At 73.3% G+C, this 23,959-nt stretch carries 23 protein-coding genes and 2 tRNA genes; 5 read left to right on the forward strand and 20 right to left on the reverse strand.

The annotated features are described in order from the left end of the window. Positions 1–13: 13 nt before the first annotated feature. The 7 genes from EUA98_RS14585 to EUA98_RS14615 are packed head-to-tail and all read right to left on the reverse strand — an operon-like array spanning position 14 to position 7,946. Positions 14–532 carry a hypothetical protein gene (locus tag EUA98_RS14585; protein WP_130103420.1) on the reverse strand — a complete coding sequence of 173 codons (519 nt, stop codon included), beginning with the start codon at positions 530–532 and terminating at the stop codon, positions 14–16. Next, positions 529–1,032, reverse strand: a complete 504-nt coding sequence (gene coaD, locus EUA98_RS14590; RefSeq protein WP_130103421.1) for a pantetheine-phosphate adenylyltransferase — start codon at positions 1,030–1,032, stop codon at positions 529–531. Before coaD ends, EUA98_RS14585 begins: the two co-directional genes overlap by 4 nt. A 14-nt stretch (positions 1,033–1,046) precedes the next feature. After that, on the reverse strand, positions 1,047–1,673 hold the full coding sequence (gene rsmD / locus EUA98_RS14595; RefSeq protein WP_130103422.1) for a 16S rRNA (guanine(966)-N(2))-methyltransferase RsmD: 627 nt from the start codon (positions 1,671–1,673) through the stop codon (positions 1,047–1,049). After that, a complete protein-coding gene (locus EUA98_RS14600; RefSeq protein WP_130103423.1) occupies positions 1,670–3,217 on the reverse strand; it encodes a DUF6297 family protein in 1,548 nt (515 codons plus the stop codon). The genes rsmD and EUA98_RS14600 overlap by 4 nt, the downstream gene beginning before the upstream one ends. Continuing rightward, complete coding sequence (locus tag EUA98_RS14605) at positions 3,214–3,909, reverse strand: ABC transporter ATP-binding protein (protein WP_130103424.1); 696 nt, start codon at positions 3,907–3,909, stop codon at positions 3,214–3,216. Before EUA98_RS14605 ends, EUA98_RS14600 begins: the two co-directional genes overlap by 4 nt. 19 nt (positions 3,910–3,928) lie before the next feature. Then, the gene (locus EUA98_RS14610) at positions 3,929–6,217 is read right to left on the reverse strand and encodes an ATP-dependent DNA helicase RecG (protein ID WP_130103425.1); all 2,289 of its coding nucleotides are present in this window, start codon (positions 6,215–6,217) and stop codon (positions 3,929–3,931) included. 58 nt (positions 6,218–6,275) lie between these two features. Beyond that, positions 6,276–7,946 carry a DAK2 domain-containing protein gene (locus EUA98_RS14615; RefSeq protein ID WP_165372848.1) on the reverse strand — a complete coding sequence of 557 codons (1,671 nt, stop codon included), beginning with the start codon at positions 7,944–7,946 and terminating at the stop codon, positions 6,276–6,278. Between the two features lie 223 nt (positions 7,947–8,169). On the opposite strand from EUA98_RS14615, the gene rpmB reads away from it, so the two are divergent. Continuing rightward, on the forward strand, positions 8,170–8,361 hold the full coding sequence (gene rpmB / locus EUA98_RS14620) for a 50S ribosomal protein L28 (RefSeq protein WP_130103427.1): 192 nt from the start codon (positions 8,170–8,172) through the stop codon (positions 8,359–8,361). A gap of 116 nt (positions 8,362–8,477) precedes the next feature. After that, positions 8,478–9,002, forward strand: a complete 525-nt coding sequence (locus tag EUA98_RS14625; protein WP_130103428.1) for a GNAT family N-acetyltransferase — start codon at positions 8,478–8,480, stop codon at positions 9,000–9,002. A gap of 5 nt (positions 9,003–9,007) precedes the next feature. On the opposite strand, the gene EUA98_RS14630 is transcribed toward EUA98_RS14625, so the two are convergent. Next, positions 9,008–10,015, reverse strand: a complete 1,008-nt coding sequence (locus tag EUA98_RS14630) for a thiamine-phosphate kinase (protein WP_242511541.1) — start codon at positions 10,013–10,015, stop codon at positions 9,008–9,010. Between the two features lie 81 nt (positions 10,016–10,096). Here EUA98_RS14630 and EUA98_RS14635 point away from each other — a divergent pair, with 81 nt between their 5' ends. Continuing rightward, positions 10,097–10,651, forward strand: coding sequence for a DUF3515 domain-containing protein (locus EUA98_RS14635; protein ID WP_242511542.1), 555 nt, complete (start codon positions 10,097–10,099; stop codon positions 10,649–10,651). A gap of 41 nt (positions 10,652–10,692) precedes the next feature. On the opposite strand, the gene EUA98_RS14640 is transcribed toward EUA98_RS14635, so the two are convergent. Beyond that, positions 10,693–11,877, reverse strand: coding sequence for a D-alanine--D-alanine ligase family protein (locus tag EUA98_RS14640; protein ID WP_130103443.1), 1,185 nt, complete (start codon positions 11,875–11,877; stop codon positions 10,693–10,695). A gap of 134 nt (positions 11,878–12,011) precedes the next feature. On the opposite strand from EUA98_RS14640, the gene EUA98_RS14645 reads away from it, so the two are divergent. Beyond that, positions 12,012–13,187, forward strand: a complete 1,176-nt coding sequence (locus EUA98_RS14645) for a trans-sulfuration enzyme family protein (protein ID WP_130103429.1) — start codon at positions 12,012–12,014, stop codon at positions 13,185–13,187. A gap of 19 nt (positions 13,188–13,206) precedes the next feature. Here EUA98_RS14645 and EUA98_RS14650 read toward each other — a convergent pair whose 3' ends face one another. From EUA98_RS14650 to leuC, 6 genes are all read right to left on the reverse strand, one after another. Further along, a complete protein-coding gene (locus EUA98_RS14650; protein ID WP_130103444.1) occupies positions 13,207–14,205 on the reverse strand; it encodes an NAD(P)H-dependent glycerol-3-phosphate dehydrogenase in 999 nt (332 codons plus the stop codon). Positions 14,206–14,210: 5 nt separating this feature from the next. After that, the gene (locus EUA98_RS14655) at positions 14,211–14,969 is read right to left on the reverse strand and encodes a lysophospholipid acyltransferase family protein (RefSeq protein ID WP_130103430.1); all 759 of its coding nucleotides are present in this window, start codon (positions 14,967–14,969) and stop codon (positions 14,211–14,213) included. 154 nt (positions 14,970–15,123) lie between these two features. Beyond that, a complete protein-coding gene (murA, locus tag EUA98_RS14660) occupies positions 15,124–16,440 on the reverse strand; it encodes a UDP-N-acetylglucosamine 1-carboxyvinyltransferase (RefSeq protein ID WP_130103431.1) in 1,317 nt (438 codons plus the stop codon). A gap of 94 nt (positions 16,441–16,534) precedes the next feature. Continuing rightward, the gene (locus EUA98_RS14665) at positions 16,535–17,116 is read right to left on the reverse strand and encodes an HU family DNA-binding protein (protein WP_165372849.1); all 582 of its coding nucleotides are present in this window, start codon (positions 17,114–17,116) and stop codon (positions 16,535–16,537) included. A gap of 176 nt (positions 17,117–17,292) precedes the next feature. Beyond that, positions 17,293–17,931: a 3-isopropylmalate dehydratase small subunit gene (gene leuD, locus EUA98_RS14670; RefSeq protein ID WP_130103433.1), complete on the reverse strand. Its 639-nt coding sequence runs from the start codon at positions 17,929–17,931 to the stop codon at positions 17,293–17,295. A gap of 25 nt (positions 17,932–17,956) precedes the next feature. Beyond that, positions 17,957–19,402, reverse strand: a complete 1,446-nt coding sequence (leuC, locus tag EUA98_RS14675; RefSeq protein WP_130103434.1) for a 3-isopropylmalate dehydratase large subunit — start codon at positions 19,400–19,402, stop codon at positions 17,957–17,959. A 99-nt stretch (positions 19,403–19,501) separates the two neighbouring features. On the opposite strand from leuC, the gene EUA98_RS14680 reads away from it, so the two are divergent. Beyond that, the gene (locus EUA98_RS14680; RefSeq protein ID WP_130103435.1) at positions 19,502–20,221 is read left to right on the forward strand and encodes an IclR family transcriptional regulator; all 720 of its coding nucleotides are present in this window, start codon (positions 19,502–19,504) and stop codon (positions 20,219–20,221) included. A 56-nt stretch (positions 20,222–20,277) separates the two neighbouring features. Here the strand turns inward: EUA98_RS14680 and EUA98_RS14685 are convergent. The 5 genes from EUA98_RS14685 to EUA98_RS14705 all read right to left on the reverse strand — a co-directional run bounded on the left by EUA98_RS14685 (position 20,278) and on the right by EUA98_RS14705 (position 23,873). Next, positions 20,278–20,350, reverse strand: a tRNA-Glu gene (locus EUA98_RS14685). A gap of 83 nt (positions 20,351–20,433) precedes the next feature. Further along, a tRNA-Gln gene (locus EUA98_RS14690) sits at positions 20,434–20,505 on the reverse strand. A 257-nt stretch (positions 20,506–20,762) separates the two neighbouring features. Then, positions 20,763–21,518 (reverse strand): HAD family hydrolase, encoded by a 756-nt coding sequence (locus EUA98_RS14695; RefSeq protein WP_242511544.1) that lies wholly within the window; start codon positions 21,516–21,518, stop codon positions 20,763–20,765. Then, positions 21,515–23,047: a glutamate--tRNA ligase gene (gene gltX / locus EUA98_RS14700; RefSeq protein ID WP_130103436.1), complete on the reverse strand. Its 1,533-nt coding sequence runs from the start codon at positions 23,045–23,047 to the stop codon at positions 21,515–21,517. The genes EUA98_RS14695 and gltX overlap by 4 nt, the downstream gene beginning before the upstream one ends. A gap of 43 nt (positions 23,048–23,090) precedes the next feature. Continuing rightward, positions 23,091–23,873 (reverse strand): fumarylacetoacetate hydrolase family protein, encoded by a 783-nt coding sequence (locus EUA98_RS14705; protein WP_130103437.1) that lies wholly within the window; start codon positions 23,871–23,873, stop codon positions 23,091–23,093. Between the last annotated feature and the right edge of the window lie 86 nt (positions 23,874–23,959).

Genomic DNA, 23,959 nt, shown 5'->3' on the forward strand with positions numbered 1-23,959 from the left:
ACGCAGCGCTCGTTCAGCGCGTCGGCTCGCCGCCGCCCAGGCGTCCGGCGAGCTTCGCCCGACCGGCCTGGACCTGGGCCAGCACCTTGCCAAGATCGATCTCGAAGTCGGCCAGCCGGCGGTCGCAGTAGTCGTCGGCGTCCCGTCGCAGCCCCTCCGCGACCCCTTCCGCGTCGGCGACGATCTCGCGGGCCCGCTCGCCCGCCGCGATCGTGACGTGCTCGGCGGAGACCAGCTCGGCCGCCTGGGTCCGGGCCTCCGCCAGGATCACGTCCGCCTCCCCCTGGGCGACCCCGCGCGCGGCGTCGGCGTCGGCGAGCAGCTCGTCCGCGCGGGTCAGCTGCGTCGGCAGCACCTCGTGGGCCTGGTCGAGCAGATCGAGCAGCTCGGCGCGGTTGACGAGCACCGACGACGACATGGGCATCGACCGGGCGTGCGTGACCGCGGCGCTCAGCGCGTCGAGGATGCCGGTCAGCCCCTCGGGCTGCGTCCGGTCGAGCTCGCCGTCCTCGGCCTGGGTGTTCTCGGTCATCCGTTGCTCCCTCCGGGCGCGGGCACCTGGCCCAGCGCCGCCCGCACGACAGCCTCGACGCCGTCTGGCACGAGGTCCGCGATCGACCCACCGTGGCGGGCGACGTCCTTGACCAACGACGACGCGATGTGGCCGAGCGCGGGGTCGCCGACCACGAACACCGTCTCGACGCCGGTCTGGTGACGGTTCATGAGCGCCATGGGCAGCTCGTGATCGAAGTCCGCTCCCCCGCGCAGCCCCTTCACCACGGCGACCGCCCCGAGGTCGCGGCAGAAGTCGGTGAGCAGCCCGCCGACCAGCTCCACCCGGACCCCGTCGAGGCCGGCGAGGGCCGTGCGGGCGAGGGCGAGGCGCTGCTCGGCGGGGAGCAGGGCCTGCTTGGCCGAGTTGTGGGCGACGCCGACGACGACCTCGTCGAACAGCGCACGGGCGCGGCGTACGACGTCGAGGTGCCCGAGCGTGACCGGGTCGAAGGACCCGGGACAGACTGCGATGGTCACCTCGCCAGGGTATGTCAGGCGGAGGACGGAGCCGATGATCCCGGCCCGTGCGTCGCCGCCTCGTCGCCGTCGGCCGGCGAGGCGAACCAGACCACGGTGTCGCCGTACGACCGACGGTCCGTCTGCTCGAGCCCCTCGGGCCAGCGCGGCTCGGGGCTGCGCGAGGACCGTTCGACGACGACGACGGCGCCCGCTGCGAGTGCGGGGCCCGCGTGCTGGCCGGCAGCGCCGACGAGCCCCCCGAGCACCCCGGCGAGGTCGTCCTCGGCGAGGTCGTAGGGCGGGTCGAGGAAGACGAGGTCCCACGGGGGCGCGACCGGGCGCAGCACGAACCGCTCGGCCTTCTCCGCGACCACCCGCACGCCGGTCAGCGCGAGGTCTGCGACGTTGCGACGGCACACGTCGGCCGCGGGCCGCGCCGAGTCGACCAGGGTCACGGCGGCGGCCCCCCGGCTCGCCGCCTCGAGCCCGAGCGCCCCCGACCCCGCGTACAGGTCGACGACGTGCGCGCCGTCGAGCACCCCGAGATGCGCGAGCCGCGAGAACAGCGCCTCGCGCACCCGGTCGCTCGTCGGGCGGGTGCCCGCCGGGGGAACCCGCAACGTCCGCCCACCGACGGTCCCGGCCACGATTCGTGTCATGCGTGCACGCTCTTCGGTGTGGTGATGTGGGCGCCGACCGCGAGCGCGATCGCCGAGGTGACCACCTGGGCGATCAGCAGGTGCGGGGTGACGAACCCGAGCACGATCGCGATCCCGGTCGGCACCAGCCCGAGAACCACCGTGTCCGGGCCCCGGGCGAGCACCCCGCCGACGCCGACCGGCAGGGCACCGGCAGCCGTCGACACCAGCGGCCCGGACCAGTCCGGGGAGGGCCGGTAGGCCGAGCGCACGGCAGCGCCGGCCCACACGGGGGTGGACAGCACCGCGAGCGCGAGCCAGCTGCTCAGGTCCCCCTCGAGCCGCGCGACGGCGGCGAACGCGGCAATCGACCAGAGCAGCATCACGACGCCCGGCACGACCATGCGGAGCGTGCGCACGCGCGCGGCGGCGAGCGGCAGCAGCCGGTCCAGCACCGGTGACATCTCGGCCCGGCGGGCCCCTTCCGCGGTCGCGACCATCGCGACGTAGCCCGACACCACGAACGCGGCCGCGAGCACGCCGGGGACCGCGATCTGACGGACCCCCACCACGACGGCGGGCACGCACGCGGCCGCGACCACCTGGACGAGGTGTCGCGGGGACCGGCGCAGCACGGCCAGATCGGCGGCCACGAGCGCGGTGGCGGCCGAGCTCACCCAGGAGAACCGGGCCACCCGCCGCCGGCGGGTCGGGGCCGCGCCGTCGGTCAGGGCCCGGCCGAGCTCGCGCGAGTCGAGCGAGACCATCGCGCCGACGGCCTGGCTCGCGACCGAGCCGCTGTCGCGCAGGTCCCGCGCCGGGATGCGCGCCAGCCGCCGGTCGAGGAGCAGGCCCGCAGCGACGACCACCACGGCGAGCACGACGACGATCACGGGCGCGGGGGTGGGGAGGTCCCCGGGCCGCCAGCCGGAGTACCCACCGACCAGGGCGAGGACGGGCACGAGCCCGAGGAGCACGTTGCCGGCCGTGGCGATCCGGCGGCGGACCGCCCCGAACGACTGCCCGACGCCGGCCAGCAGGACGAGCGCGGCCGCACCGAGACCGCCGACGGCCCCGACCCGGAGCACCCGATCGAGCGTCTCCCCCGACTGCGCGCGCAGGCCGAGGTCGATCAGGACGAGCAGGACCGCGCTCACCGCACCGGCCACCAGGGGCAGCCGGACCGCGACGGGGCGCAGCAGGCCGCGGCGGTCCACGGGCAGCGACAGCCACCAGGTGGCCTCCGCACCGCCGACGCCGACCGGGCCGAGGCGCCCGGCGAGCGAGAGCAGCACACCGACGAACGCGAGCACCGTGAGAGCGGCCAGGCCCGGCAGGCTCAGGTCGGGTCCGGCGGCAGGCGCGGCGGACGACGGCGGCAGCGCGTCCCGCATCGTGTTGACCACGCCGACGGCCATGCCGATGCCGATCGCGGAGGTGATGAAGGCGTAGTAGACGTCACCGAGCAGCTCGCCGATCCCCGCACCGCCACGGGTGCGGGCGGTCGCTGCGGTGAACCGGCGGATGTCCCGGCCGGACGGCGTCCGGACGGCCGACGTCGTCACCGGGGAGGCTCGGCGCGGATCGCGCGGGCGGCGTCGGCCACGCTGAGCCGGCGCGAGACGTCGTCGGCGACCAGGACGGCGCGGTGGGCCACCGACTCGAGCAGCTCCGGGTCGTGGGTGGCGAGCAGGACGGCCCCGCCGCGGTCGGTCTCGGCCCGCAGCCGCTCGGCCAGCGCTGCGCGCATCCGCTGGTCGAGGCGCTGCTCGGGTTCGTCGAGCACCAGGAGCTGCCGCGGACGGGCGAACCCCGCGGCGAGCAGCAGGCGGCGGCGTTGGCCGGACGACAGCGCGACGGGCAGCACGTCGGCGTGGTCGGACAGCCCGAAGTCCTCGAGCAGCTCGTCGGTGAGGTCGTCCGGGTCCCGGACGCCGTGGCCGCGCGCGGTGAGCAGCAGGTGCTCGGCGACCGTGAGCGCCGGGAAGTACGCGTCGTCGTCGAGCACGCTCGAGACCTGCGCCCGGAAGAGCTCCTCGCGCTCGTCGACGTCACGGCCCAGCACCTGCAGCGACCCGCTGACCGGCTCGAGCAGCCCGAGCACCGCCCGCAGCACCGTCGACTTGCCGGAACCGTTGGCACCGACGAGCGCCAGGGCGCGACCCGCAGCGATCGTGAACGACACGGGGGCGCAGACGGGTTCTCCGCCGTAGCTCAGGACAAGGTCGTCCACGCGGACGACGGGGGTGGCTGACACGCGGTCAGCCTAGGCCGGGTCAGGACCGGTCGAGGAACTCCTCGCGCTCGCCGGCGAGCTGCTGCTCGATCGCCGCGCGCAGGGCGGGCGAGTGCTCCAGGGTCGGATCGGCGTCGACGACAGCCGTGGCCTCGGTCCGGGCCCGCGCGATCAGGTCCGCATCCCGGGTCACCCGCAGCAGCCGCAGGGAGCTCAGCCCGCCGGACTGGGCAGCGCCGAGCACGTCCCCCTCGCGGCGCAGCTCGAGGTCGACCGCCGCGAGGACGAACCCGTCGGTCGTCTCCTCGAGCGTCCGCAGCCGCGTGGCGGACGGGCTGCTGCTGCCGCTGTCGACCGCCCCCGTGACGAGCAGGCACAGGCCGGGGGCGCTGCCTCGCCCGACCCGCCCCCGCAGCTGGTGGAGCTGGGAGATGCCGAACCGGTCGGCGTCGAGCACGACCATGCCGGTCGCCTCGGCCACGTCGACGCCGACCTCGATGACGGTGGTCGCCACGAGCACCTGGATCTGCCCCGCGGCGAACTGGGCCATCGTGCGTTCCTTGTCGTCCGCCGACATCCGGCCATGCAGCACGCCGATGTCGACGCCGGCGAGCGCCGGCAGGCCGCGCAGCTCCTCGACGACCTCGAGCACCGCACGCAGGGGGCGCCGCTCGGCCGTGGTCCCGTCACCCGGGTCGAGGTCGAGCGCGAGCAGGTCGGCCCCGTCGTCGTCCACCCCGGCCGCGCCGGCCGCCGCGGCCGGGTCGTCCGGATCGATCCGCGGGCACACGACGAAGACCCGGTGGAACGCGTCGACCTCCTCGCGCACCCGCCGCCAGGTCCGGTCCATCCAGGCGGGGTTGTCGGCCGGCACGACGTGCGTCGTCACCCCGCTGCGCCCCGCGGGGACCTCGGTCAGCGTCGAGGTCTCGAGGTCCCCGAACACGGTCATCGCGATCGTGCGCGGGATCGGGGTGGCGGTCATCACCAGCAGGTGCGGGACGCGGGTGGCCTTGGCCCGGAGCGTGTCGCGCTGCTCGACGCCGAACCGGTGCTGCTCGTCGACGACCACGAGGCCGAGGTCGGCGAACTGGACGTTCTCGCTCAGCAGCGCGTGGGTGCCCACCACGATGCCCGCGCGCCCACCGGCGGCGTCGAGCAGGTTCTCGCGGCGGGCCGCCGCGTTCTGCGACCCGGTGAGCAGCGCGACCCGCGTGCCCCGGTCGTCCCCCCCGAGGAAGCCCCCCTCGGCGAGCGTGCCGAGCAACGCCCGCAACGTCCGCACGTGCTGCGCGGCGAGCACCTCGGTCGGGGCCATCAGCGCCGCCTGCCCGCCCCCGTCGACCACCTGGAGCATGGCCCGCAGTGCGACCACGGTCTTGCCCGAGCCGACCTCGCCCTGCAGCAGCCGCTGCATCGGGGAGGGTGCCGCCAGCTCGACCGCGAGCTCGGCGCCGACCTCGCGCTGCCCGTTCGTGAGGGTGAACGGCAGCTGGGCGTCGAAGGCGTCGAGGAGCCCGCCGGCCAGCCGGGGGCGGGCCGTCGCCTCCTGCCCCGCGGCCTCCGCCCGCCGCCGCGCGAGGGCCACCTGGAGCACGAACGCCTCTTCGTACTTCAACCGGTTCGTCCCGCGCCGCACCTGGGAGTCGTCGAACGGCTCGTGCACGTCCAGCAGGGCCTGGTGCAGGGTCGGCAGGGACAACCGGGTGCGCAGCGCCTCGGGGATCGGGTCGGCGACGTCGACCTCGCGCAGCGGGTCGAGCACGGTGCGCACGCAGGTGTGGATGCGCCACGAGGCGATCGCGGCACTGGCGGGGTAGATCGGGATGGGACGACCGGCCTCGACGAGCGCCTCGGCCTCGTCCTCCACGTCGACCCCGACGATCGTGTAGTCCGGATGGGTCAGCTGCCGGCTGCCCTGGTAGGCCCCGACGACCCCGGTGAACAGCCCGACCCGCCCGGCCCGGAGCTTGTTCTCGTGCCCGTGCAGCGCCCCCTTGTGCTTCGCGAAGAACGTGAGGTTCAGGGTGCGTGTGCCGTCCGTGAGGACCGCCTGCAGCATCGCCCCGCCGCGGGTGCGCATCTCCCGGACCGTCACCTGGCGGACCTCGGCCATCACGGTGACGTGCTCGCCGATCTCGAGGCTCGACAGGTCCGTGAGCTTGCCCGGCTCGGAGTACCGCCGGGGGTAGTGCCGCAGCAGGTCCCCGGTCGTGTGCAGCCCCAGCTTGTTCAGCGCCCCGACCGTCCTGGTCCCCAGCACCCGGCTCAGGGGTTCGGTCAGCCGGTCGAGCGGCCCCTCGACGACGTCACCCAGCTCGACGGTCATCGTGCTCCCTTCCCGGCCTCACCGGAGATCATCCCGCTCGTGCTCGCTCGACCCGTGCTCACTCGACGGCCATCGCGACGACGGGCTGCGCCTGACCGGCCTCGAGCACGACGACCTCAAGACCCGGATACGCGCCGGCGAGGTGGTCCAGGAGGGCGTCCATCACGGCGTCGCCCGCCTGCGCGCCGCGCAGGAGCGTGAGCACCTCTCCGCCCGCGGCGAGCAGCCCGTCGGCCACGCCGCGCGCCGCCGCGTCGTCGGCCACCGCGAGCTCGGCGGAGCGGACGTCGTCGACCGCGCGCCGGATCGCACCCAGCCGGGCCGCCACGGCGCCGGGCACGCCGTTCTCGTGAACGGCAGTCTCGTGAACAGCAGTCTCATGAACGACCGAGCGCCCCGTCATGGCCGCCGCCAGCCCGGCCACGACCCGCACGTCGTCGACCGCCTCGACCACGTGCAGCCGGACCGGCTGCCGACCGGCCGACGACGACCGGCCGCTCGGCCCGGAGCCGACCGGTGCGGCGGCCGTCAGCGCGGCGGCGAGCGCCGCGGGCGACCCGGGCAGCACCACGACGTGCGCCGCGCCGGTGTCGACGACGGCCCGCAGCACGCTCGCCGGGCTCGCGGGGGCGCCGGTGAGCACCATCACGACGGCGCCGCTGCGGGCGAGCGTGCGGATGAGCCCCGGCGCGCACGTGCCCACCACGAGGCCGAGCCGGCCGGCGTCGGGCTGAGCGGAATCGGGCTGACCTGAGTCGAGCTGACCTGAATCGGGCTGACCGGCGACGTCGCTCGAACCGTGGGAGGTGTGCGGCCCGAGCAGGCGCACCGTGATCTGCCGCTGGGTCCCCAGCGCTCCGGCCGCGACGGCGGCGGCGGGATCGTCGGTGTGCACGTGCGCCTGCCACACGTCCGGCCCACCCACGACCGCTACGGACTCCCCGAGCGCCTGCAGCCGGCGGCTCAGCTCGGGCCCCAGGTCCCTCGTGGCCGACTCGACCAGGAACATCACCTCGAACTCGCCGTGCGCGACCGGTCCGGCGACCTCCGATGTCCCGGTGCGCGCGAGGTCGCGGGCGGCGATCGGGACCGCACCAGGGGCCGGACGGCCGGTGACGACCACCACGAGGGCCTCGAGCATGACCACGAGCCCCGTGGCACCGGCGTCGACGACCCCGGCCGCGCGCAGCACGGCCAGCTCGTCGGGGGTACGTCCGAGCGCCTCGCGGGCACCCCGCAGGGCGGCCAGCGCCGTAGCGGCGAGGTCCCCGCCCTCGAGGGCGGTCCCGCCGGCCGCGCGGGCCGCCGCCGAGGCCGCCGTGAGGATCGTGCCCTCGACCGGGCACGCCACGGCGGTCCGGGCCATGGCCTGCGCCACGTCGAGCGCGTGGGCGAGAGCGACGGCGTCGGGCTCCCCGTCCTCGAACCCGGCCGCCAGACCGAGCAGGAACTGGCTCGCGATGACGCCCGAGTTGCCCCGCGCCCCGACGAGCGCGCCACGCGCGAACGCGGCCATCGCCTGAGCCGCGCTGGCGCCCGCACCGAGGGCGGTGACCTCGTCGGCCCCCTGCGCGACGGTCAGGTACAAGTTGGTGCCGGTGTCGGAGTCGGCCACGGGGAAGACGTTCAGGGAGTCGATCGGACCGCGAGCGGCCTCGAGCGCGGTCGTCGCGCCCAGGGACCAGGCCCGGACCGCTGCACCGTCCAGTCGTTCCACCTGCGTCCGCATCCCTTCGTCCTCGCCTCGGTGCCCTTGCCTCGGTCGCCGTGCTCCGGCCCCGCCCACACGATGCCTCATGCCACCGTCATTTGGGTGACACGGCCACATCGGCTAGTCTTGCCAGGTTGTCCGGCCGAGCCGGGCAGTGACGGAGCGACCTTAGGGTGCGCACCGCAAACCCCGACCATTCCTCGCCGCTCTCGTGCGGCGTGCACGACGATCAGGAGAGACCGTGGCTGCCAACTGCGAAGTCTGCGGCAAGGGCCCGAGCTTCGGGCACAGCATCTCGCACTCGCACGTCCGGACGAAGCGTCGCTGGAACCCGAACATCCAGCGCGTCCGCGCTGTGGTGGCCGGTGCTCCCAAGCGCCTCTACGTGTGCACCTCGTGCCTCAAGGCCAACAAGGTCGTCCGGCACGTCTGAGCGCGACCGCACCTAGCTGTTTCACGAAACCCGCGGGGGTCGACCCCCGCGGGTTTCGTGCATCTGGTGCCAGATTTGTGCTGCGCCACCGGTGTCGCAGATGGCAAGGTTGATGCATGTCTGAAACCCTCGGCGAAGTGACCATCCGACCCGCCGAGGTTGCGGATGCACCCGAGATCTCGCGTGTCCACACGGCTTCCTGGCAGGAGGCCTACGCAGGCATCGTCCCGGCCGAGTACCTCGACTCGCTGGACCCGAAGAACCGCGAGCCCATGTGGACCGAGCATCTGCGCAACGGTCCGCGCGACGGCGTCCTGACCTGGATCGCCCTCAGCGGTGATCACGCGCTCGGGTTCGCCTCGCTCGGTCCCTGCCGGGACGAGGACGCCGCCCGCAACGAGCAGGAGATCTACTCGATGTACCTCGACCCCGGCATGTGGGGCAAGGGCGTCGCACGCGACCTGCTGCGTACCGTCCTCGGCGAGGTCAAGCCCCCGGTACCGGTCTCCCTGTGGGTCCTCGCGGACAGCGAGCGGGGCCGGCACTTCTACCGTCGGCACGGCTTCTTCCCCGACGGCACCGAACGGCTGCGCGACGTGGGCGGCCAGGATCTTCTCGAGCTGCGGTACCGCCGGCGCTGACCCGCTCAGCGCGCGAAGTGATCCCAACCGGGTGAGGCCGTGGCCGGGGTGCGCCCGCCGACCAGCACCCCCGGTCCCGCCGAGCCCACCGCCCGCACGCGCCCCACGGCCCGGAACGGCGCGGGGAGCACGACCCCGGCCGGGAACGTCGCGAGCAGGCCGTGGTCCTCACCGCCGGCGAGCACCCAGTCCTCGGCAAGGGCCCCGAGGGCGGTCGCCGCGTCCGTGAGCGCGACGAGGTCGGTCGCGAAGCTGACCGCCACCGGATCGAGATCGAGCACGACGCCGCTGGCGCGGGCGACCCGGCCCGCATCGCGGAGCAGACCGTCGGACAGGTCCAGCATCGACGTCGCCCCCGCCCGCCCGGCCGCGACCCCCGCCGCGAGCGGCGGATCGGGCCGCAGGTAGGCGCGCACGAGCTCGGGGGCGATCTCGGGGCGACCAGCGGCGAGGAGCGCCAGCCCGGCGGCCGACCAGCCCCGGACCCCGGCGTGCGCGACGACGTCGCCCTCGCGGGCCCCCGAGCGCAGCACCGGCGCCCGCCCGTCCAGCTCCCCGTGCACCGTGACCGAGACGACGATCAGGTCCCCACCCGACAGGTCGCCCCCGACGACGCCGACGCCGTGCGGGTCGCACGCTGCGGCGAGCCCTGCCGACAGCCCGGTCACCCAGTCCACCGGCAGGTCCGACGGGGCGACCAGCGTGACGACGAGCGACGTCGGACGTCCGCCCATCGCGGCGATGTCGGCGAGGTTCTGCATCGCGGCGCGCCAGCCGACGTCGTGCCCCGTGGACCAGTCCCGGCGGAAGTGGCGCCCCTCGACCAGGACGTCGGTCGAGACGACCATGCGCCCGTCCGGGACCGCGACGACGGCGGCATCGTCCCCGGGCCCGAGCAGGGTCGCGGCGCCCCGCGGGAGCAGGGGGAAGATCCGGGCGAGCAGCTCGTCCTCGGTCAGGTCCGCGACGGTCAGGCCCGCTGGTGCGGGTGGGGTGGGTTCGGCGCTGTTCACGGCCGCAACCGTACCCACCGGCGAACTGCGCCGGCGCCACGCCTCGCGCGGGCGGCGCCGGGTGCGGGCTACCGTGACACCGTGCCCCGCCCGACCCGCCCGACCCGCCCGACGCCACCGGTCTGCCCGGCACGTCGCACCCGACGGCGTTCGGCGCGCCGGGCCGGCGGCAGCCTCGCCCTGGTGGTCCTCGCGGCGGGTGCGACGGGTGCGTGCGGCCCCACGGTGCAGGTCGAGGTCGCACCGCACGCGGCCGACCCGCTGTGCGCGAGCGTGGTGCTGGCCCTGCCGGACGAGCTCGCCACGTATGCACGCCTCGGCACCACGAGCCAGGCCACGACGGCGTGGGGCGATCCGGCCGCGCCGATCGTGCTCCGCTGCGGGGTCGAGCCGCCCGGCCCGACGACCGACAAGTGCGTGACCGCGACCGATGCGACCGGCGCGAGCGTGGACTGGATCGCGGTCGAGAGCGATGACCCGGACGGCGACTCCACCTGGACCTTCACCACCTACGGACGCGAGCCGGCCGTCGAGGTCAGCGTCCCGCCCGAGGTCACGAACGAGAACTCGACCAGCTTCCTCGTCGACCTGGCCCCGGCGGTCACCAAGACCACCCAGCTCCGGGCCTGCGTCTGATCCAGCAGGTCAGCAACCCAGCCGGTCAGCGACCCAGCAGGTCAGCGCAGCCCCAGGCGGCGGGAGAGGGCGAGCTGGAGGAGCTCGTCGATCAGGTCGGGGTAGGACAGGCCCGACTCCTGCCACATCCGCGGGTACATCGAGAACGGTGTGAACCCGGGCATCGTGTTGATCTCGTTGACGATCACCTGCTGATCCGCCGTCACGAAGACATCGACCCGTGCCAGGCCCTCGCAGCCGATGGCCTCGAAGGTTCGCAGCGCGAGGTCCCGCACGCGAGCGATCACCTCGACCGGGAGGTCCGCCGGACAGGTCAGCTCGACCGACGCCTCGTCGAGGTACTTGGCCTCGAAGTCGTAGAAGCCGTGCTCGCTGTTGGTCACCACGATCTCGCCGGGCTGAGAGACGCGGGGCCGCTCGCCCTCGACGGAGCCGAGCACCGCGCACTCGATCTCGCGACCGACGACGCCGACCTCGACGATCACCTTCGGGTCGTGGCGCTGGGCCTCGGCGATCGCCGCGGGAAGGTCGTCCAGCGAGCTCACCTTGGAGATCCCCAGGCTCGAGCCGGCCCGCGCCGGCTTGACGAACACCGGCAGGCCGAGGGCCTCGATCGTCTGGGTGCACCCGGCGGGGTTCCGCGCGAAGTCGCCGGGCCGCAGCACCATGAACGGCGCGATCGGGATGCCCTGGGCCGCGAGCACGAGCTTCATGAAGTGCTTGTCCATGCCCACGGCGGAGGCGAGCACGCCGGCGCCGACGTAGCGCAGGTCGATCAGGTCGAGCATCCCCTGGACCGTGCCGTCCTCGCCGAACGGGCCGTGCAGCAGCGGAAAGACGACGTCGACGTCACCGATCGCGACCGGGACCGTGTCGGGGGCGAGCACCTGGAGGCCGCGGCCCGCCGTCGACTGCGGCAGCAGCACGTGCGCCGGACCGTCCGTGACCTCGGGCAGCCGACCGTCCACGATGGACCAGCGGTCCGGGTCGTCCTCGACCAGCACCCACTGGCCGGCCGGGGTGATGCCGACCGCGACGACGTCGTACTTCGCGCGGTCGATCGCGCGCAGGACCCCGCCCGCCGTCGCGCAGCTGACCGCGTGCTCACCGGACCGTCCGCCGAACAGCAGCAGGACGCGGGGCCGCACGGGCGAACCGTCGGCCGGCCCCACGGGCTCGGTCGATCCTGCCGCGTGGGAGGTACGGGGGGGCTGAGGCTGCGGCATGGTCTCCATCGCGCTCGACCCTACCGGCCTGCGACGTCGACTCCGGCGCCCCACGCGACGTCGACCACGCCACGTCGACCGCTCCACCGCGATCACTCCATCGGGACCGCAGTCTCGACGACTAACCTGCGAGGGTGCATGCACCCATCGGACCTGAGGGCCGAGCCCACGAGCTCTCCCCCGCCACGATCGCCGTGACCTCCGGGCGTCCCGGCCGAGTCTCCGGCGGGCCGGTGAACCCGCCGGTCGTGCTCTCCTCGACCTACGTGTCGGCGGGTCCGCCCGCCCCCGGCGAGCTGCTGTACACGCGCTCGGGGACCGAGACGTGGGTGCCGTTCGAGCGTGCGCTCGCCGACCTCGAGCACGCCGCGCAGCCCGCGCTCGTGTTCGCCTCCGGGATGGCGGCGATCGCGGCGGCGATGTCGCTCGTGCCGCACGGCGGCCGGGTGGTCGTGCCCCGGCACGCCTACCAGGTCACGCTCATGTTCGCGGACGACCTGGCGGCCCGCGCCGGCGTCGAGGTGGTCCGGGTCGACATCGCGGACACCGCGGCCGTCCTGGCGGCCCTGGGCGGCACCGGCGTCGCCTCGCTGCTGTGGGTCGAGTCCCCCACCAACCCGATGCTCGAGATCGCCGACACCCCCGCGCTGATCGCCGGTGCGCACGCCCTGGGCGTCCCGGTGGCCGTCGACAACACCTTCGCCACCCCGCTCGGCCAGCAGCCGCTCACCTGGGGCGCGGACGTCGTCGTGCACTCGGTGACCAAGTACCTCGCGGGGCACTCCGACGTCGTGCTCGGTGCCGTCGTGGTGAACGACGCCGACCTCCACGCGCGGTTCCACACCTACCGCACGCTGCACGGATCGATCGCCGGCCCGTGGGAGGTGTGGCTCGCCCTGCGCGGGCTGCGCACGCTCGCGCTGCGCGTGGGTCGGTCGCAGGACACCGCCGCGGAGCTGGCCCGCCGCCTCGCCGTCCACCCGGCGGTCGCCGAGGTGCGCCACCCGAGCCTGCCCGGCGATCCGGGGCACGAGCGCGCGGCGCGGCTGATGACCGGTTTCGGGTCGATCATCGGACTCCGGCCGGTCGGTGGGGTCGCAGCGGCGGACGCCGTCGTGGCGGCACTGAAGCTGTGGGTCCCCGCGACGAGCCTGGGCGGGGTCGAGTCGAGCCTCGAGCGCCGGCGACGGTTCGCGACGGAGGCCAAGACCGTGCCCGAGGACCTGCTGCGCCTGTCGGTCGGGATCGAGGACGTCGAGGACCTCTGGGCCGACCTCTCGCACGCGCTCGCCACCCTCACCGAGCGCTAGCCGGCCGTCGGACCGAGGGTCAGACGCCCTCGGCCTTGCGGGGGCGGGCCAGCAGGAGCGGGGCCAGGTCGGCGACCGGCAGCCCCTCGTGGAGCACCCCGACGACGGCGGCCGTGATCGGCATCTCGACCCCGACCGACTCGGCGAGCTCGAGCACCGACCGCGACGACTTGACCCCCTCGGCGGTCCCCCCGGTCGCGGCGATCGCCTCGTCCAGGGTCATCCCCTGCCCGATGCGCACGCCCAGGCTGTGGTTGCGCGACAGCGGCGACGCGCAGGTCGCCATCAGGTCGCCCATGCCCGCCAGACCGGGGAAGGTCTCGGCGTCGGCCCCGAGCGCGAGGCCGAGGCGGGTGATCTCGACGAGGCCGCGGGTGATGATCGTCGCGCGCGTGTTGTAGCCCAGCCCGCGGCCCTGCGCGATGCCGACCGCGACCGCGATGACGTTCTTCACCGCGCCGCACAGCTCCACGCCGACGACGTCGGTGTTCGTGTACGGCCGGAACGCGGCGGAGGAGCAGGCCCGCGCCACGAGCTGGGCGGTCTCCTCGCTGGTCGAGGCCACCACCGTGGCGGTCGGCTGCCGCTCCGCGATCTCGCGGGCGAGGTTCGGCCCGGACACGACGGCGACCCGGTCCGCCGGCAGCCCGAGGGCCTCGGCCACGACCTGGCTCATGCGCTGGTCGGTGCTGAGCTCCACCCCCTTCATCAACGACACGGCCACGCAGCCGGCCGGCATCAGGGTGCGCAGGCGCTCGAGCGTGGCGCGGGCGCTCTGCGACGGGATCGCGATCACCACGAGATCGGCGCCGGCCAGCGCGACCGACGCGTCGGTCGACGCCGTGATCGCGGCCGGCAGCTCGATCCCCGGCAGGTAGGCGGTGTTGCGGTGCTCGGTCGTGATCTGCTCGCACACCGCGGCGCTGCGACCCCACAGCGCGACCTCGCAGCCGGCGTCGGCCAGCACGCAGGCGAAGGTGGTGCCCCACGCGCCGGTGCCGAGGACGGCGGCCCGCAGACCGGTCACTCGGCGCCCTCGGCCAGGTCCTCGGGCGTCGGGGTCGCGGTGCCCCGGTCGGGGAAGCGCGGGTCGTACCGGACCGCCGGGGCCCGCTCGCCGCGGATCTCCTCGAGCAGCACGGTGATCGCCGCGACCACCCGCTCGGTCGCCTCACGCAAGGTGGCGGAGTCCATCGGCCGGTCGTACAGGTCGTCGAGGTCCACCGGCGGACCGGCCACGATCGTGACCAGCTTCCGCGGGAACGGCTTGAGCAGCTTCTTGTACCGGCCCAGCAGGTCCTGGGGACCCCACTGCGCCACCGGGATCACCGGCGCCCGGGTGGTCAGCGCGAGCCGCGCGACCCCGGTCTTGCCGACCATGGGCCACAGGTCGGGCTCGCGGGTGAGCGTGCCCTCGGGGAAGACGGCGACGCACTCACCCGCCGCCAGCGCCTCGACGGCCGACTGGAGCGACTTGCGCGCGTCCGACGTCCCCCGGAAGACCGGGATCTGCCCCGTGGCCCGCAGCACCGGCCCGAGCACCGGCACGGAGAACAGCGACGCCTTGGCCAGGATCCGCGGGGCGAACCCGTTGTCGTACAGGAAGTGCGCGAACGTGAGCGGGTCCACCTCGGTCATGTGGTTCGTCGCCGCGATGAAGCCGCCGCTCACGGGCAGATGCTCGATGCCGCGCCAGTCCCGCTTGGTCACGGCCAGCATCACCGGCCGGATCAGACGGGCGACGTTGCGGTAGGCGCGGTTCGAACGCTGCGGTGCGGGCACGGTCTGCGATGCTACCCGCCGCCGCCCCCGGTCCGGTGGGGTACGGCCGCCACACGACACACCCGAGGGCGAGCCGAGAGAGTCCTTCCGTGCCGAGATCGTCCGTTTGTCGGGACGATCTCGGCACAGATGGACGATCTCGGCGTTCGGGTCGTCAGGTCCGGCTGAACTCGGCGCCGAGGGCGGTGAGCTTGTCGGTGAAGTGCTCGTAGCCGCGGTCGATCAGGCCGATGCCCTTGACCGTCGAGGTGCCCTTCGCGGCGAGCGCGGCGATCAGGTGGCTGAACCCGCCGCGCAGGTCGGGCACCTCGATCTCGGCGGCCGCGAGCGGCGTCGGGCCCGAGATGACGGCCGAGTGGAAGAAGTTGCGCTGGCCGAACCGGCACGGCCGACCGCCCAGGCACTCCTTGTAGACCTGGATCGTCGCGCCCATCCCGACCAGCGCCTCGGTGAACCCGAAACGGTTCTCGTAGACCGTCTCGTGGACGATCGACAGCCCCTTGGCCTGGGTCAGCGCGACCACGAGCGGCTGCTGCCAGTCGGTCATGAAGCCCGGGTGCACATCGGTCTCGAGCACGATCGGGTTGAGGTCGCCGCCCGGGTGGTAGAACCGGATCCCGTCGTCGTCCACGTCGAACTCGCCGCCGACCTTGCGGAACGTGTTGAGGAACGCGGTCATCTCCGGCTGGCTCGCGCCGCGCACGTAGATGTCGCCCTGCGTGGCGAGCGCGGCGGACGCCCAGGACGCCGCCTCGATGCGGTCCGCGAGCGCGGTGTGCGTGAAGCCGCGCAGCCGCTCGACACCCTCGATCCGGATCACGCGGTCGGTGTCGACCGAGATGATCGACCCCATCTTCTGCAGGACGTTGATGAGATCCATGATCTCGGGCTCGATCGCCGCGTTCGACAGCTCGGTGATGCCCTCCGCGCGCACGGCGGTCAGCAGCAGCTGCTCGGTGGCACCGACGCTCGGGTACGGCAGGGCAATCTTCGTGCCCTGCAGCCCGAACGGCGCACGGATGTGGATGCCCTGCTCGCGCTTCTCCACGACGGCGCCGAACTGCCGCAGGATGTCCAGGTGGTAGTTGATCGGACGGTCGCCGATGCGGCAGCCACCCAGGTCGGGGATGAACGCCTCACCGAGCCGGTGCAGCAGCGGCCCGCAGAACAGGATCGGGATCCGGCTCGACCCCGCGTGCGCGTCGATGTCGGCCACGTGCGCCGACTCGACGTTGCTCGGGTCGAGGTGCAGGGTGCCGGCGTGGTCGTCCCGGACGACCTGGACCCCGTGCAGCTCGAGCAGCCCCGTGACCACGCCGACATCGCGGATCTGGGGGACGTTGCGCAGCAGGCTCGGTCCGTCCCCCAGGAGCGAGGCGACCATGGCTTTGGAGACGAAGTTCTTGGCACCGCGAACGGTGATCTCTCCCGAGAGGGGCGTTCCACCGTTGACGTAGAGCAGATCTGTCATGCCCCCATCGTTACTCACTGACGGCAGTCCTCCTTACCGACACGGCCCGTAGAGCGTCCTCGGGTGCCAAATCTTCACGAGCCCGAGGCGGGACCTACTTCTTCTTCTTCTTCGATCCGGCGGCCTTGGCCGACGTGCCCGACGCCGACTTCTTGGTCGCCGAGGCGGCCTTCGGGGGCTTGACAGCCTTGGCCGGTTTGGCAACCTTCACCGGCTTCGCAGTCTTCGCCAGCTTGGCAGCCTTCGCCGGCTTGACGGCCTTCGCCGTCTCAGGCACCTTCGCCAGCTTGGCTGCCGCGGTCGTGGCTCTGGCGGGCTGCTTCGCGGCGACGCCTCCCGTGGTCGCGGCGCGCGGCGCGGCGGCCGACGTCGTCCGGACGGCCCGGGTGCGGGGACTGGGCGCGGGACCGGCCACGGCGGCGCGCAGGACCGAGCCCGCGTGGAATCGGGGGGTCGCCGCCGCCGGGATCTCGATGGCGGTGCCGGTGCGCGGGTTGCGGCCGATCCGGGCCGGCCGCTCGACCCGTTCGAACGTGCCGAACCCGGTCAGGGTGACCCGTTCGCCCGAGGCGACCGCGTGCTGGATCTCGTCCAGGACGGCGTCGAGGGCGGCCACCGCCGCACCGCGGCTCCCCAGTCGGCTTTCGAGCAGCGTGAGCATCTCAGTCTTGTTCAACGCGACACCTCCCGGTCGGGTGCGCCCCCTGGCGAGTTTTCGCCGCGTCGCGCGGCTCCCACGGTAGGGCGAATGACCCGTTCCAGCCATCGCGACGCGCACGGGAGCCCCGAGTCGCTGTAGTGACCGGTGCGACCCGGGGCCCGCGCGCGATGCCGTGCTGCGTACGCCGGGCGTCAGCGCACCGGGCGCGCGGCCTCGATCTCGACGGACGCGAGGTGCTTGGCCGGCAGGGTGCGGGGGCGCCATGCGGCGCGGGTCGCCTCGAAGGCCGTGATCTCGTCCGCGTGGTTGAGGGTCAGGCCGATGTCGTCCAGACCCTCCATCAGGCGCCAGCGGGTGTAGTCGTCGATCTGGAACGCCACGACGACGTCGTCGCACGTGACGGTGCGGGACTCCAGGTCCACGGTCACCGCGGTGCCCGGGGTGGTCTCGAGGATCTTCCAGATCAGCTCGATGTCCTCGGGCGCGCAGGTGGCGGCGAGCAACCCCTGCTTGCCCGAGTTGCCGCGGAAGATGTCGGCGAACCGCGCCGAGATCACGACCTTGAAGCCGTAGTCCTTGAGCGCCCACACGGCGTGCTCGCGGGACGATCCGGTGCCGAAGTCCGGTCCGGCGACCAGCACCGAGCCGGTCGCGTAGGCGGGCTGGTTGAGGACGAACTCCGGGTCACCGCGCCAGGCGGCGAACAGGGCGTCCTCGAAGCCGGTCCGGGTGACCCGCTTGAGGTAGACCGCGGGGATGATCTGGTCGGTGTCGACGTTGCTGCGCCGCAGCGGGACGCCGACGCCGGTGTGCTGGCTGAACTTTTCCATGAGGGCTCGGGCTTCCTTCTCGGCTCTAGAGGTTCGTGACCGGCGTGCGGGCGTGCGCGCCCGCCGGGGAGGGCAGGTCGGCGAGCGACGAGAGCGTGCCGCGGATCGCCGTGGCGGCTGCGACCAGCGGGGAGACGAGGTGGGTCCGCCCGCCCTTGCCCTGACGGCCCTCGAAGTTGCGGTTCGACGTCGACGCGCTGCGCTCCCCCGGGGCCAGCTGGTCCGGGTTCATCCCCAGGCACATCGAGCACCCGGCGTTGCGCCACTCGGCGCCGAAGTCGAGGAAGATCTGGTCGAGCCCCTCGGCCTCCGCCTGGAGCCGCACGCGGGCCGAGCCGGGCACGACGAGCACGCGCAGCGTGTCCGCCTTGTGCTTGCCCTCGATGACCGCCGCGACCGCGCGGAGGTCCTCGATGCGTCCGTTGGTGCACGAGCCGATGAAGACCGTGTCGACCGCGATGTCCCGCAGCGGGGTGCCCGGGGTGAGGGCCATGTACTCGATGGCACGCTCGGCCGTGGCCCGGTCGCCGGGATCGGCGATCTCGGCCGGGATAGGCACGTTGGCCGACAGCGGCAGCCCCTGCCCGGGGTTGGTGCCCCAGGTCACGAACGGTTCGAGGTCGCCGGCGTCGAGCACGACCTCGGCGTCGAACACGGCGTCGTCGTCGCTCTTGAGCGTGCTCCAGTACGCGAGCGCCTCGTCCCAGTCGACCCCTTCCGGGGCGTGCGGACGACCCTTGAGGTACTCGGCGGTCGTGGCGTCGGGGGCGATCATGCCCGCGCGCGCGCCGGCCTCGATGGACATGTTGCAGATGGTCATCCGCGCCTCCATCGACAGCGCCCGGATCGCCTCGCCGCGGTACTCGAGCACGTAGCCCTGCCCGCCGCCGGTGCCGATCTTGGCGATCACCGCCAGGATGATGTCCTTGGCGGTCGTGCCCGGGCGCAGGGCGCCGTCGATCGTGATCGCCATCGTCTTGAACGGGCTCAGGGGCAGGGTCTGGGTCGCGAGGACGTGCTCGACCTCGCTGGTGCCGATGCCGAACGCGAGGGCGCCGAACGCGCCGTGGGTCGAGGTGTGCGAGTCGCCGCACACGACCGTCAGCCCGGGCATCGTCAGGCCGAGCTGCGGGCCGACGACGTGCACGATGCCCTGGTCGGCGTCACCGAGGGAGTGCAGCCGGATCCCGAACTCGACGGCGTTGTTGCGCAGGGTCTGGATCTGGGTGCGGCTCGTGAGGTCCGCGATCGGCCGGTCGATGTCGAGCGTCGGGGTGTTGTGGTCCTCGGTGGCGATCGTGAGGTCCGGGCGCCGGACCGGGCGGCCGGCGAGGCGCAGGCCCTCGAAGGCCTGCGGGCTCGTCACCTCGTGAACGAGGTGCAGATCGATGTAGAGCAGGTCCGGCGCGCCGTCGCTGCCGCGGCGCACGATGTGCGCATCCCAGACCTTCTCCGCGAGCGTGCCGCCCATGATGTGTGTCCCTTCGAATTGTTGCCGGACCCCCGGCGGTGCGAGCACCCCGACGGCCGTGAATTTGCGTCTCAGCCTGCGAGACTGCAGTATCGACCTATGGACAACTCTAGCGGAGTCGGCGTCCTGGACAAGGCAGCCTCGGTTCTCAGTGCCCTCGAGGCCGGCCCGGCCACCTTGGCACAGCTGGTCGCCGCCACCCACCTCGCCCGCCCGACAGCACATCGGCTCGCCGTCGCCCTCGAACACCACCGCCTGGTCGCACGCGACATGCAAGGTCGTTTCGTGCTCGGACCACGCCTCGCCGAGCTCTCCACGGCCGCCGGCGAGGACCGCCTGCTCGCCGCGGCGGGCCCGGTGCTCACCGCCCTGCGCGACCACACCGGTGAGAGCGCCCAGCTGTACCGCCGTCAGGGCGACCAGCGCATCTGCGTCGCCGCCGCGGAGCGCCCGATCGGCCTGCGCGACTCGATCCCGGTCGGGGCCGCGTTGTCGATGCAGGCGGGCTCGGGCGCCCAGATCCTGCTCGCGTGGGAGGAGCCCGACCGGCTCCACCGCGGCCTGCAGGGCGCGGCGTTCACCGCCACCGTGCTCTCGGGCGTCCGACGTCGGGGGTGGGCCCAGTCGGTCTCCGAGCGCGAGGCCGGGGTCGCCTCCGTCTCCGCGCCCGTGCGCGGGCCGTCGGGACGGATCGTCGCCGCGGTGTCGGTCTCCGGACCGGTGGAGCGCCTGAGCCGTCAGCCCGGCCGCCTGCACGCAGCGGCCGTGGTCTCGGCAGCCAACCGGCTCACGGAGGTCTTGCGCCGCACCGGCGAGTAGTCCCGGAAGAAACGACGAAGGCCCGGTCACCGAAAGGTGACCGGGCCTTACTGACGTACCCCCGACCGGATTCGAACCGGCGCTACCGCCGTGAGAGGGCGGCGTGCTAGGCCGCTACACAACGGGGGCCTTTGCAGCTTCACGAACCGAAAGATCCGGAACGCGTTGAACTACCGAGTGGAGACCATACCGCAATCCGGTAGGTCATCACGCTGGGGTACCAGGACTCGAACCTAGAATGTCGGTACCAGAAACCGATGTGTTGCCAATTACACCATACCCCATGGGGTACCGACCCCCCCGAGCTTGAATGGTCATGGCCGTGTGAACAGCCATTGCCGCACAATCCGTGGGGGTTGCACCGGTCGTAAACTCTACCCGAGCCGATGGGGTGGGTCCAACCACGTCCCCTTCCACCCGCGGCTCCCGTCGGCGCCTCCCGCTCGCACCCTCGCCAAAAGGTGTCCGACCTCACGCGCGCCGTTCTCCCCCGCCGGGTCGGGCTCCGCGCGGTCGGACGCGTCGGACGCGTCGGACGTGGCTACAGCCCGAGGACCCGTCGGAGCTCGTCCAGGCCGTGCACGACGACGACGCCGCTCGCCACGGCCCGCGCCACCGTCGCGGGGTCGACGGACCCGGACGGCGACGGCCCCGGGACCTGGCGGTCGAGCCAGACCCCGACGAGGCCCGCGTCGGCCGCGGCGACCGCGTCGATGTCGAGCTCGTCGCCGACGTAGGCGGTCCGCTCCGGAGTCGTACCGAGCCGCGCGCACGCCTCGACGAACACGCGGGGGTCCGGCTTGCCGAACCCGAAGGTGTCGACGCCGACCAGCATCGGGACGGAGTCGCCGAGCCCCACCCGGTCCAGCTTGAGTCGCTGGCGGGCGACCGAGGCATTCGACAGCGCCCCGACCGGGATGCCGGCGGCCAGCAGCTCGCGCACCACGCCGGCGGCGTCGTCGTGCGCGACCCAGGCGGCACGGAAGCCGGACTCGAAGACGGCATCCCACTCCTCGAACTCCGCCGCGTCGAGGATCGGCCCGCCGAAGGCACGGTGCAGGTCGTTCGCCCGCGCCATCCGCTGCGCGCGGTACCCGACGGCGCCGCTCGTGTAGCTGCGGTAGTGCCCGTTGCGGTCGGCCCGCCAGTGCGCGAGCACCTCGCCGTGCCGGTCGGGTGGCAGCTCGGGCAGGAAGGTCGCCGTCGTCCCCGCAAGGGCCTGCCCGAACGCCATCCGGGTGTCGACCAACGTGTCGTCGATGTCGAACAGGACGCCGTCGACGCGTCGCGTGCTCACCCCAGCGTCTCCCGCAGCCCCCGCAGCCGTGCGAGCGAGCTGTCCTTGCCGAGGATCTCCATCGACTCGAACAGCGGCGGCGAGACCCGACGACCGCTGACGGCCGTACGCAGCGGCGCGAACGCGAACCGCGGCTTGATCCCGAGCCCGTCGACGATCGCGGTCTGCAGCGCGACGTGCACCGGGTCGGCGGTGAAGGCGTCGGTCGGCACCGCGGCGAGCGCGACGAGGGCGGCGTCGAGCACGGCGGCGGCGTCGTCGCGCAGGGCCTTGACGGCCTCCGGCTCGAGCACGACGGCGTCGTCGGCCGCGAACAGGAACCCGAGCATCCCGGGCGCCTCGCCGAGCAGGGTCATGCGCTCCTGGACGAGCGGCGCCCCGGCGTCGAGCAGCGCGCGGTGGGCTCCGCCGAGGCCGGAATAGGTGTCGGCCGGGACGAGGCCGGCCGCGTGCAGGTACGGCACCAGCCGGTTCCGGAAGTCCTCGGGCGCGAGCAGCCGCAGGTGGGCGGCGTTGATCGCCTCGGCCTTCTTCAGGTCGAAGTGGGCCGGGTTCGGGTTGACGTCCACGACGTCGAACGCCGCGATGAGCTCGTCGACCGAGAAGATGTCGCGGTCGGGGCCGATGCCCCAGCCGAGCAGCGCGAGGTAGTTGAGCAGACCCTCGGGCGTGAAGCCGTGCTCGCGGTGCAGGAAGAGGTTGGACTCCGGGTCGCGCTTGGAGAGCTTCTTGTTGCCCTCCCCCAGGACGTACGGCAGGTGACCGAACACGGGCAGCACCTCGGCGACGCCGAGGGCGAGCAGTGCGCTGTAGAGGACGACCTGGCGCGGGGTCGAGGAGAGCAGGTCCTCGCCGCGCAGCACGTGGGTGATGCCCATGAGAGCGTCGTCGACGGGGTTGACCAGCGTGTACAGCGGCTGGCCGTTGCCGCGCACGATGACGTAGTCCGGGATCGACCCGGCCTTGAAGGTCACGTCGCCGCGGATCAGGTCGGTGAACGTGACGTCGCCGTCGGGCATGCGCATGCGCAGGACCGGGGCGCGGCCCTCGAGGCGGTAGGCCGCCTTCTGCTCGTCGGTCAGGTCGCGATCGAAGCCGTCGTAGCCACGCTTGGGGTCGCGCCCGGCGGCGCGGTGCCGTGCCTCGACCTCCTCGGGGCTTGAGAAGGACTCGTACGCGTACCCGCCCGCGAGCAGCTTCGCCGCGACGTCCGCATACAGATCCATGCGCTGCGACTGCCGGTACGGCTCGTGCGGGCCGCCGACCTCGACGCCCTCGTCCCAGTCCAGGCCGAGCCAGCGCATCGCATCGAGCAGCTGCAGGTAGCTCTCCTGGCTGTCGCGCTCGGTGTCGGTGTCCTCGATCCGGAACACGAACGTGCCGCCCACATGCCGGGCGTAGGCCCAGTTGAACAGCGCGGTGCGGATCAGCCCGACGTGCGGGGTCCCGGTCGGCGACGGGCAGAACCGGACCCGGACGTCTTTGCCGGTGGGGGTGCTGGCGGGGGCAGTCGTAGCGGTGTCACTCACCGGACAAGACTAGTTGCCGCCCCCGGGGCGTTCGTCGCGGCTGTCAGTCGCGGCGGATGACCGGGTTGCGGAGCACGCCGAGGTCCTCGATCTCGATCTCGACGACGTCGCCGTGCACGACCGGGCCGACGCCGGCGGGGGTGCCGGTGAGGATGACGTCGCCCGGCAGCAGGGTGAACACCTCGGAGATGTACGAGACCAGGTGCGCGACGTCGAAGACCAGCTCGGACGTGCGCCCGTCCTGCCGCGGCTCGCCGTTCACCCGTGCGGCGACCCGCAGGTCGTCGGTGTCGAGGTCCGTGACGATCCACGGGCCGAGCGGGCACGACGAGTCGAAGCCCTTCGCCCGTGTCCACTGCCCGTCGGTGCGCTGCACGTCGCGGGCCGTCACGTCGTTCGCGACGGTGTACCCGAACACGTGCGCCAGCGCCCGCTCCGGCGTCACGTTGCGGGTGATCTTGCCCATGACGACGGCGAGCTCGGCCTCGTGGTGCACCTCGTCGGAGTACGGCGGCAGCACGATCGGGTCGTCCGGGCCGATCACGGAGGTGTTCGGCTTGAGGAACAGCAGCGGCTCGGTCGGCAGGTCGTTGCCGAGCTCGGCGGCGTGCGCGGCGTAGTTGCGCCCGACGCCGACCACCTTCGAGCGCGGGATCACCGGGGCCAGCAGCCGCGGGCCGTCGGCGAGCAGGATCCGCTCCCCGGTCGGCGTCACCGGGGTGAACAGGGGGTCGCCCGTCAGCACGACCAGGTACTCCTCGCCCGGATCACCGGTGACGAGGGCGTAGCGGGGGTCGTCTCCGGTGGTGAATCTGGCGATGCGCATGAGGCAACCCTAGGTGTTGTGGCTCATGAGGTTGGTGACGCGGGGGTCGTGAGACGAGGACGGGTCCCCGTCGGCAGGATGTGAAG

It is taken from the genome of Pengzhenrongella frigida (genome assembly GCF_004168625.1).
In the GTDB taxonomy this organism is placed as follows: Bacteria; Actinomycetota; Actinomycetes; order Actinomycetales; family Cellulomonadaceae; genus Pengzhenrongella; species Pengzhenrongella frigida.

Excerpts from the sequence above, each read along its gene's own strand:
- EUA98_RS14585 (WP_130103420.1), bottom strand. The coding sequence starts at position 532 with ATGACCGAGAACACCCAGGCCGAGGACGGCGAGCTCGACCGGACGCAG.
- rsmD (WP_130103422.1), bottom strand. The coding sequence starts at position 1,673 with ATGACACGAATCGTGGCCGGGACCGTCGGTGGGCGGACGTTGCGGGTT.
- EUA98_RS14610 (WP_130103425.1), bottom strand. The coding sequence starts at position 6,217 with ATGACCGTCGAGCTGGGTGACGTCGTCGAGGGGCCGCTCGACCGGCTG.
- EUA98_RS14615 (WP_165372848.1), bottom strand. The coding sequence starts at position 7,946 with ATGCGGACGCAGGTGGAACGACTGGACGGTGCAGCGGTCCGGGCCTGG.
- EUA98_RS14625 (WP_130103428.1), top strand. The coding sequence starts at position 8,478 with ATGTCTGAAACCCTCGGCGAAGTGACCATCCGACCCGCCGAGGTTGCG.
- EUA98_RS14640 (WP_130103443.1), bottom strand. The coding sequence starts at position 11,877 with ATGCCGCAGCCTCAGCCCCCCCGTACCTCCCACGCGGCAGGATCGACC.
- murA (WP_130103431.1), bottom strand. The coding sequence starts at position 16,440 with ATGACAGATCTGCTCTACGTCAACGGTGGAACGCCCCTCTCGGGAGAG.
- leuD (WP_130103433.1), bottom strand. The coding sequence starts at position 17,931 with ATGGAAAAGTTCAGCCAGCACACCGGCGTCGGCGTCCCGCTGCGGCGC.
- leuC (WP_130103434.1), bottom strand. The coding sequence starts at position 19,402 with ATGGGCGGCACGCTCGCGGAGAAGGTCTGGGATGCGCACATCGTGCGC.
- EUA98_RS14680 (WP_130103435.1), top strand. The coding sequence starts at position 19,502 with ATGGACAACTCTAGCGGAGTCGGCGTCCTGGACAAGGCAGCCTCGGTT.
- EUA98_RS14705 (WP_130103437.1), bottom strand. The coding sequence starts at position 23,873 with ATGCGCATCGCCAGATTCACCACCGGAGACGACCCCCGCTACGCCCTC.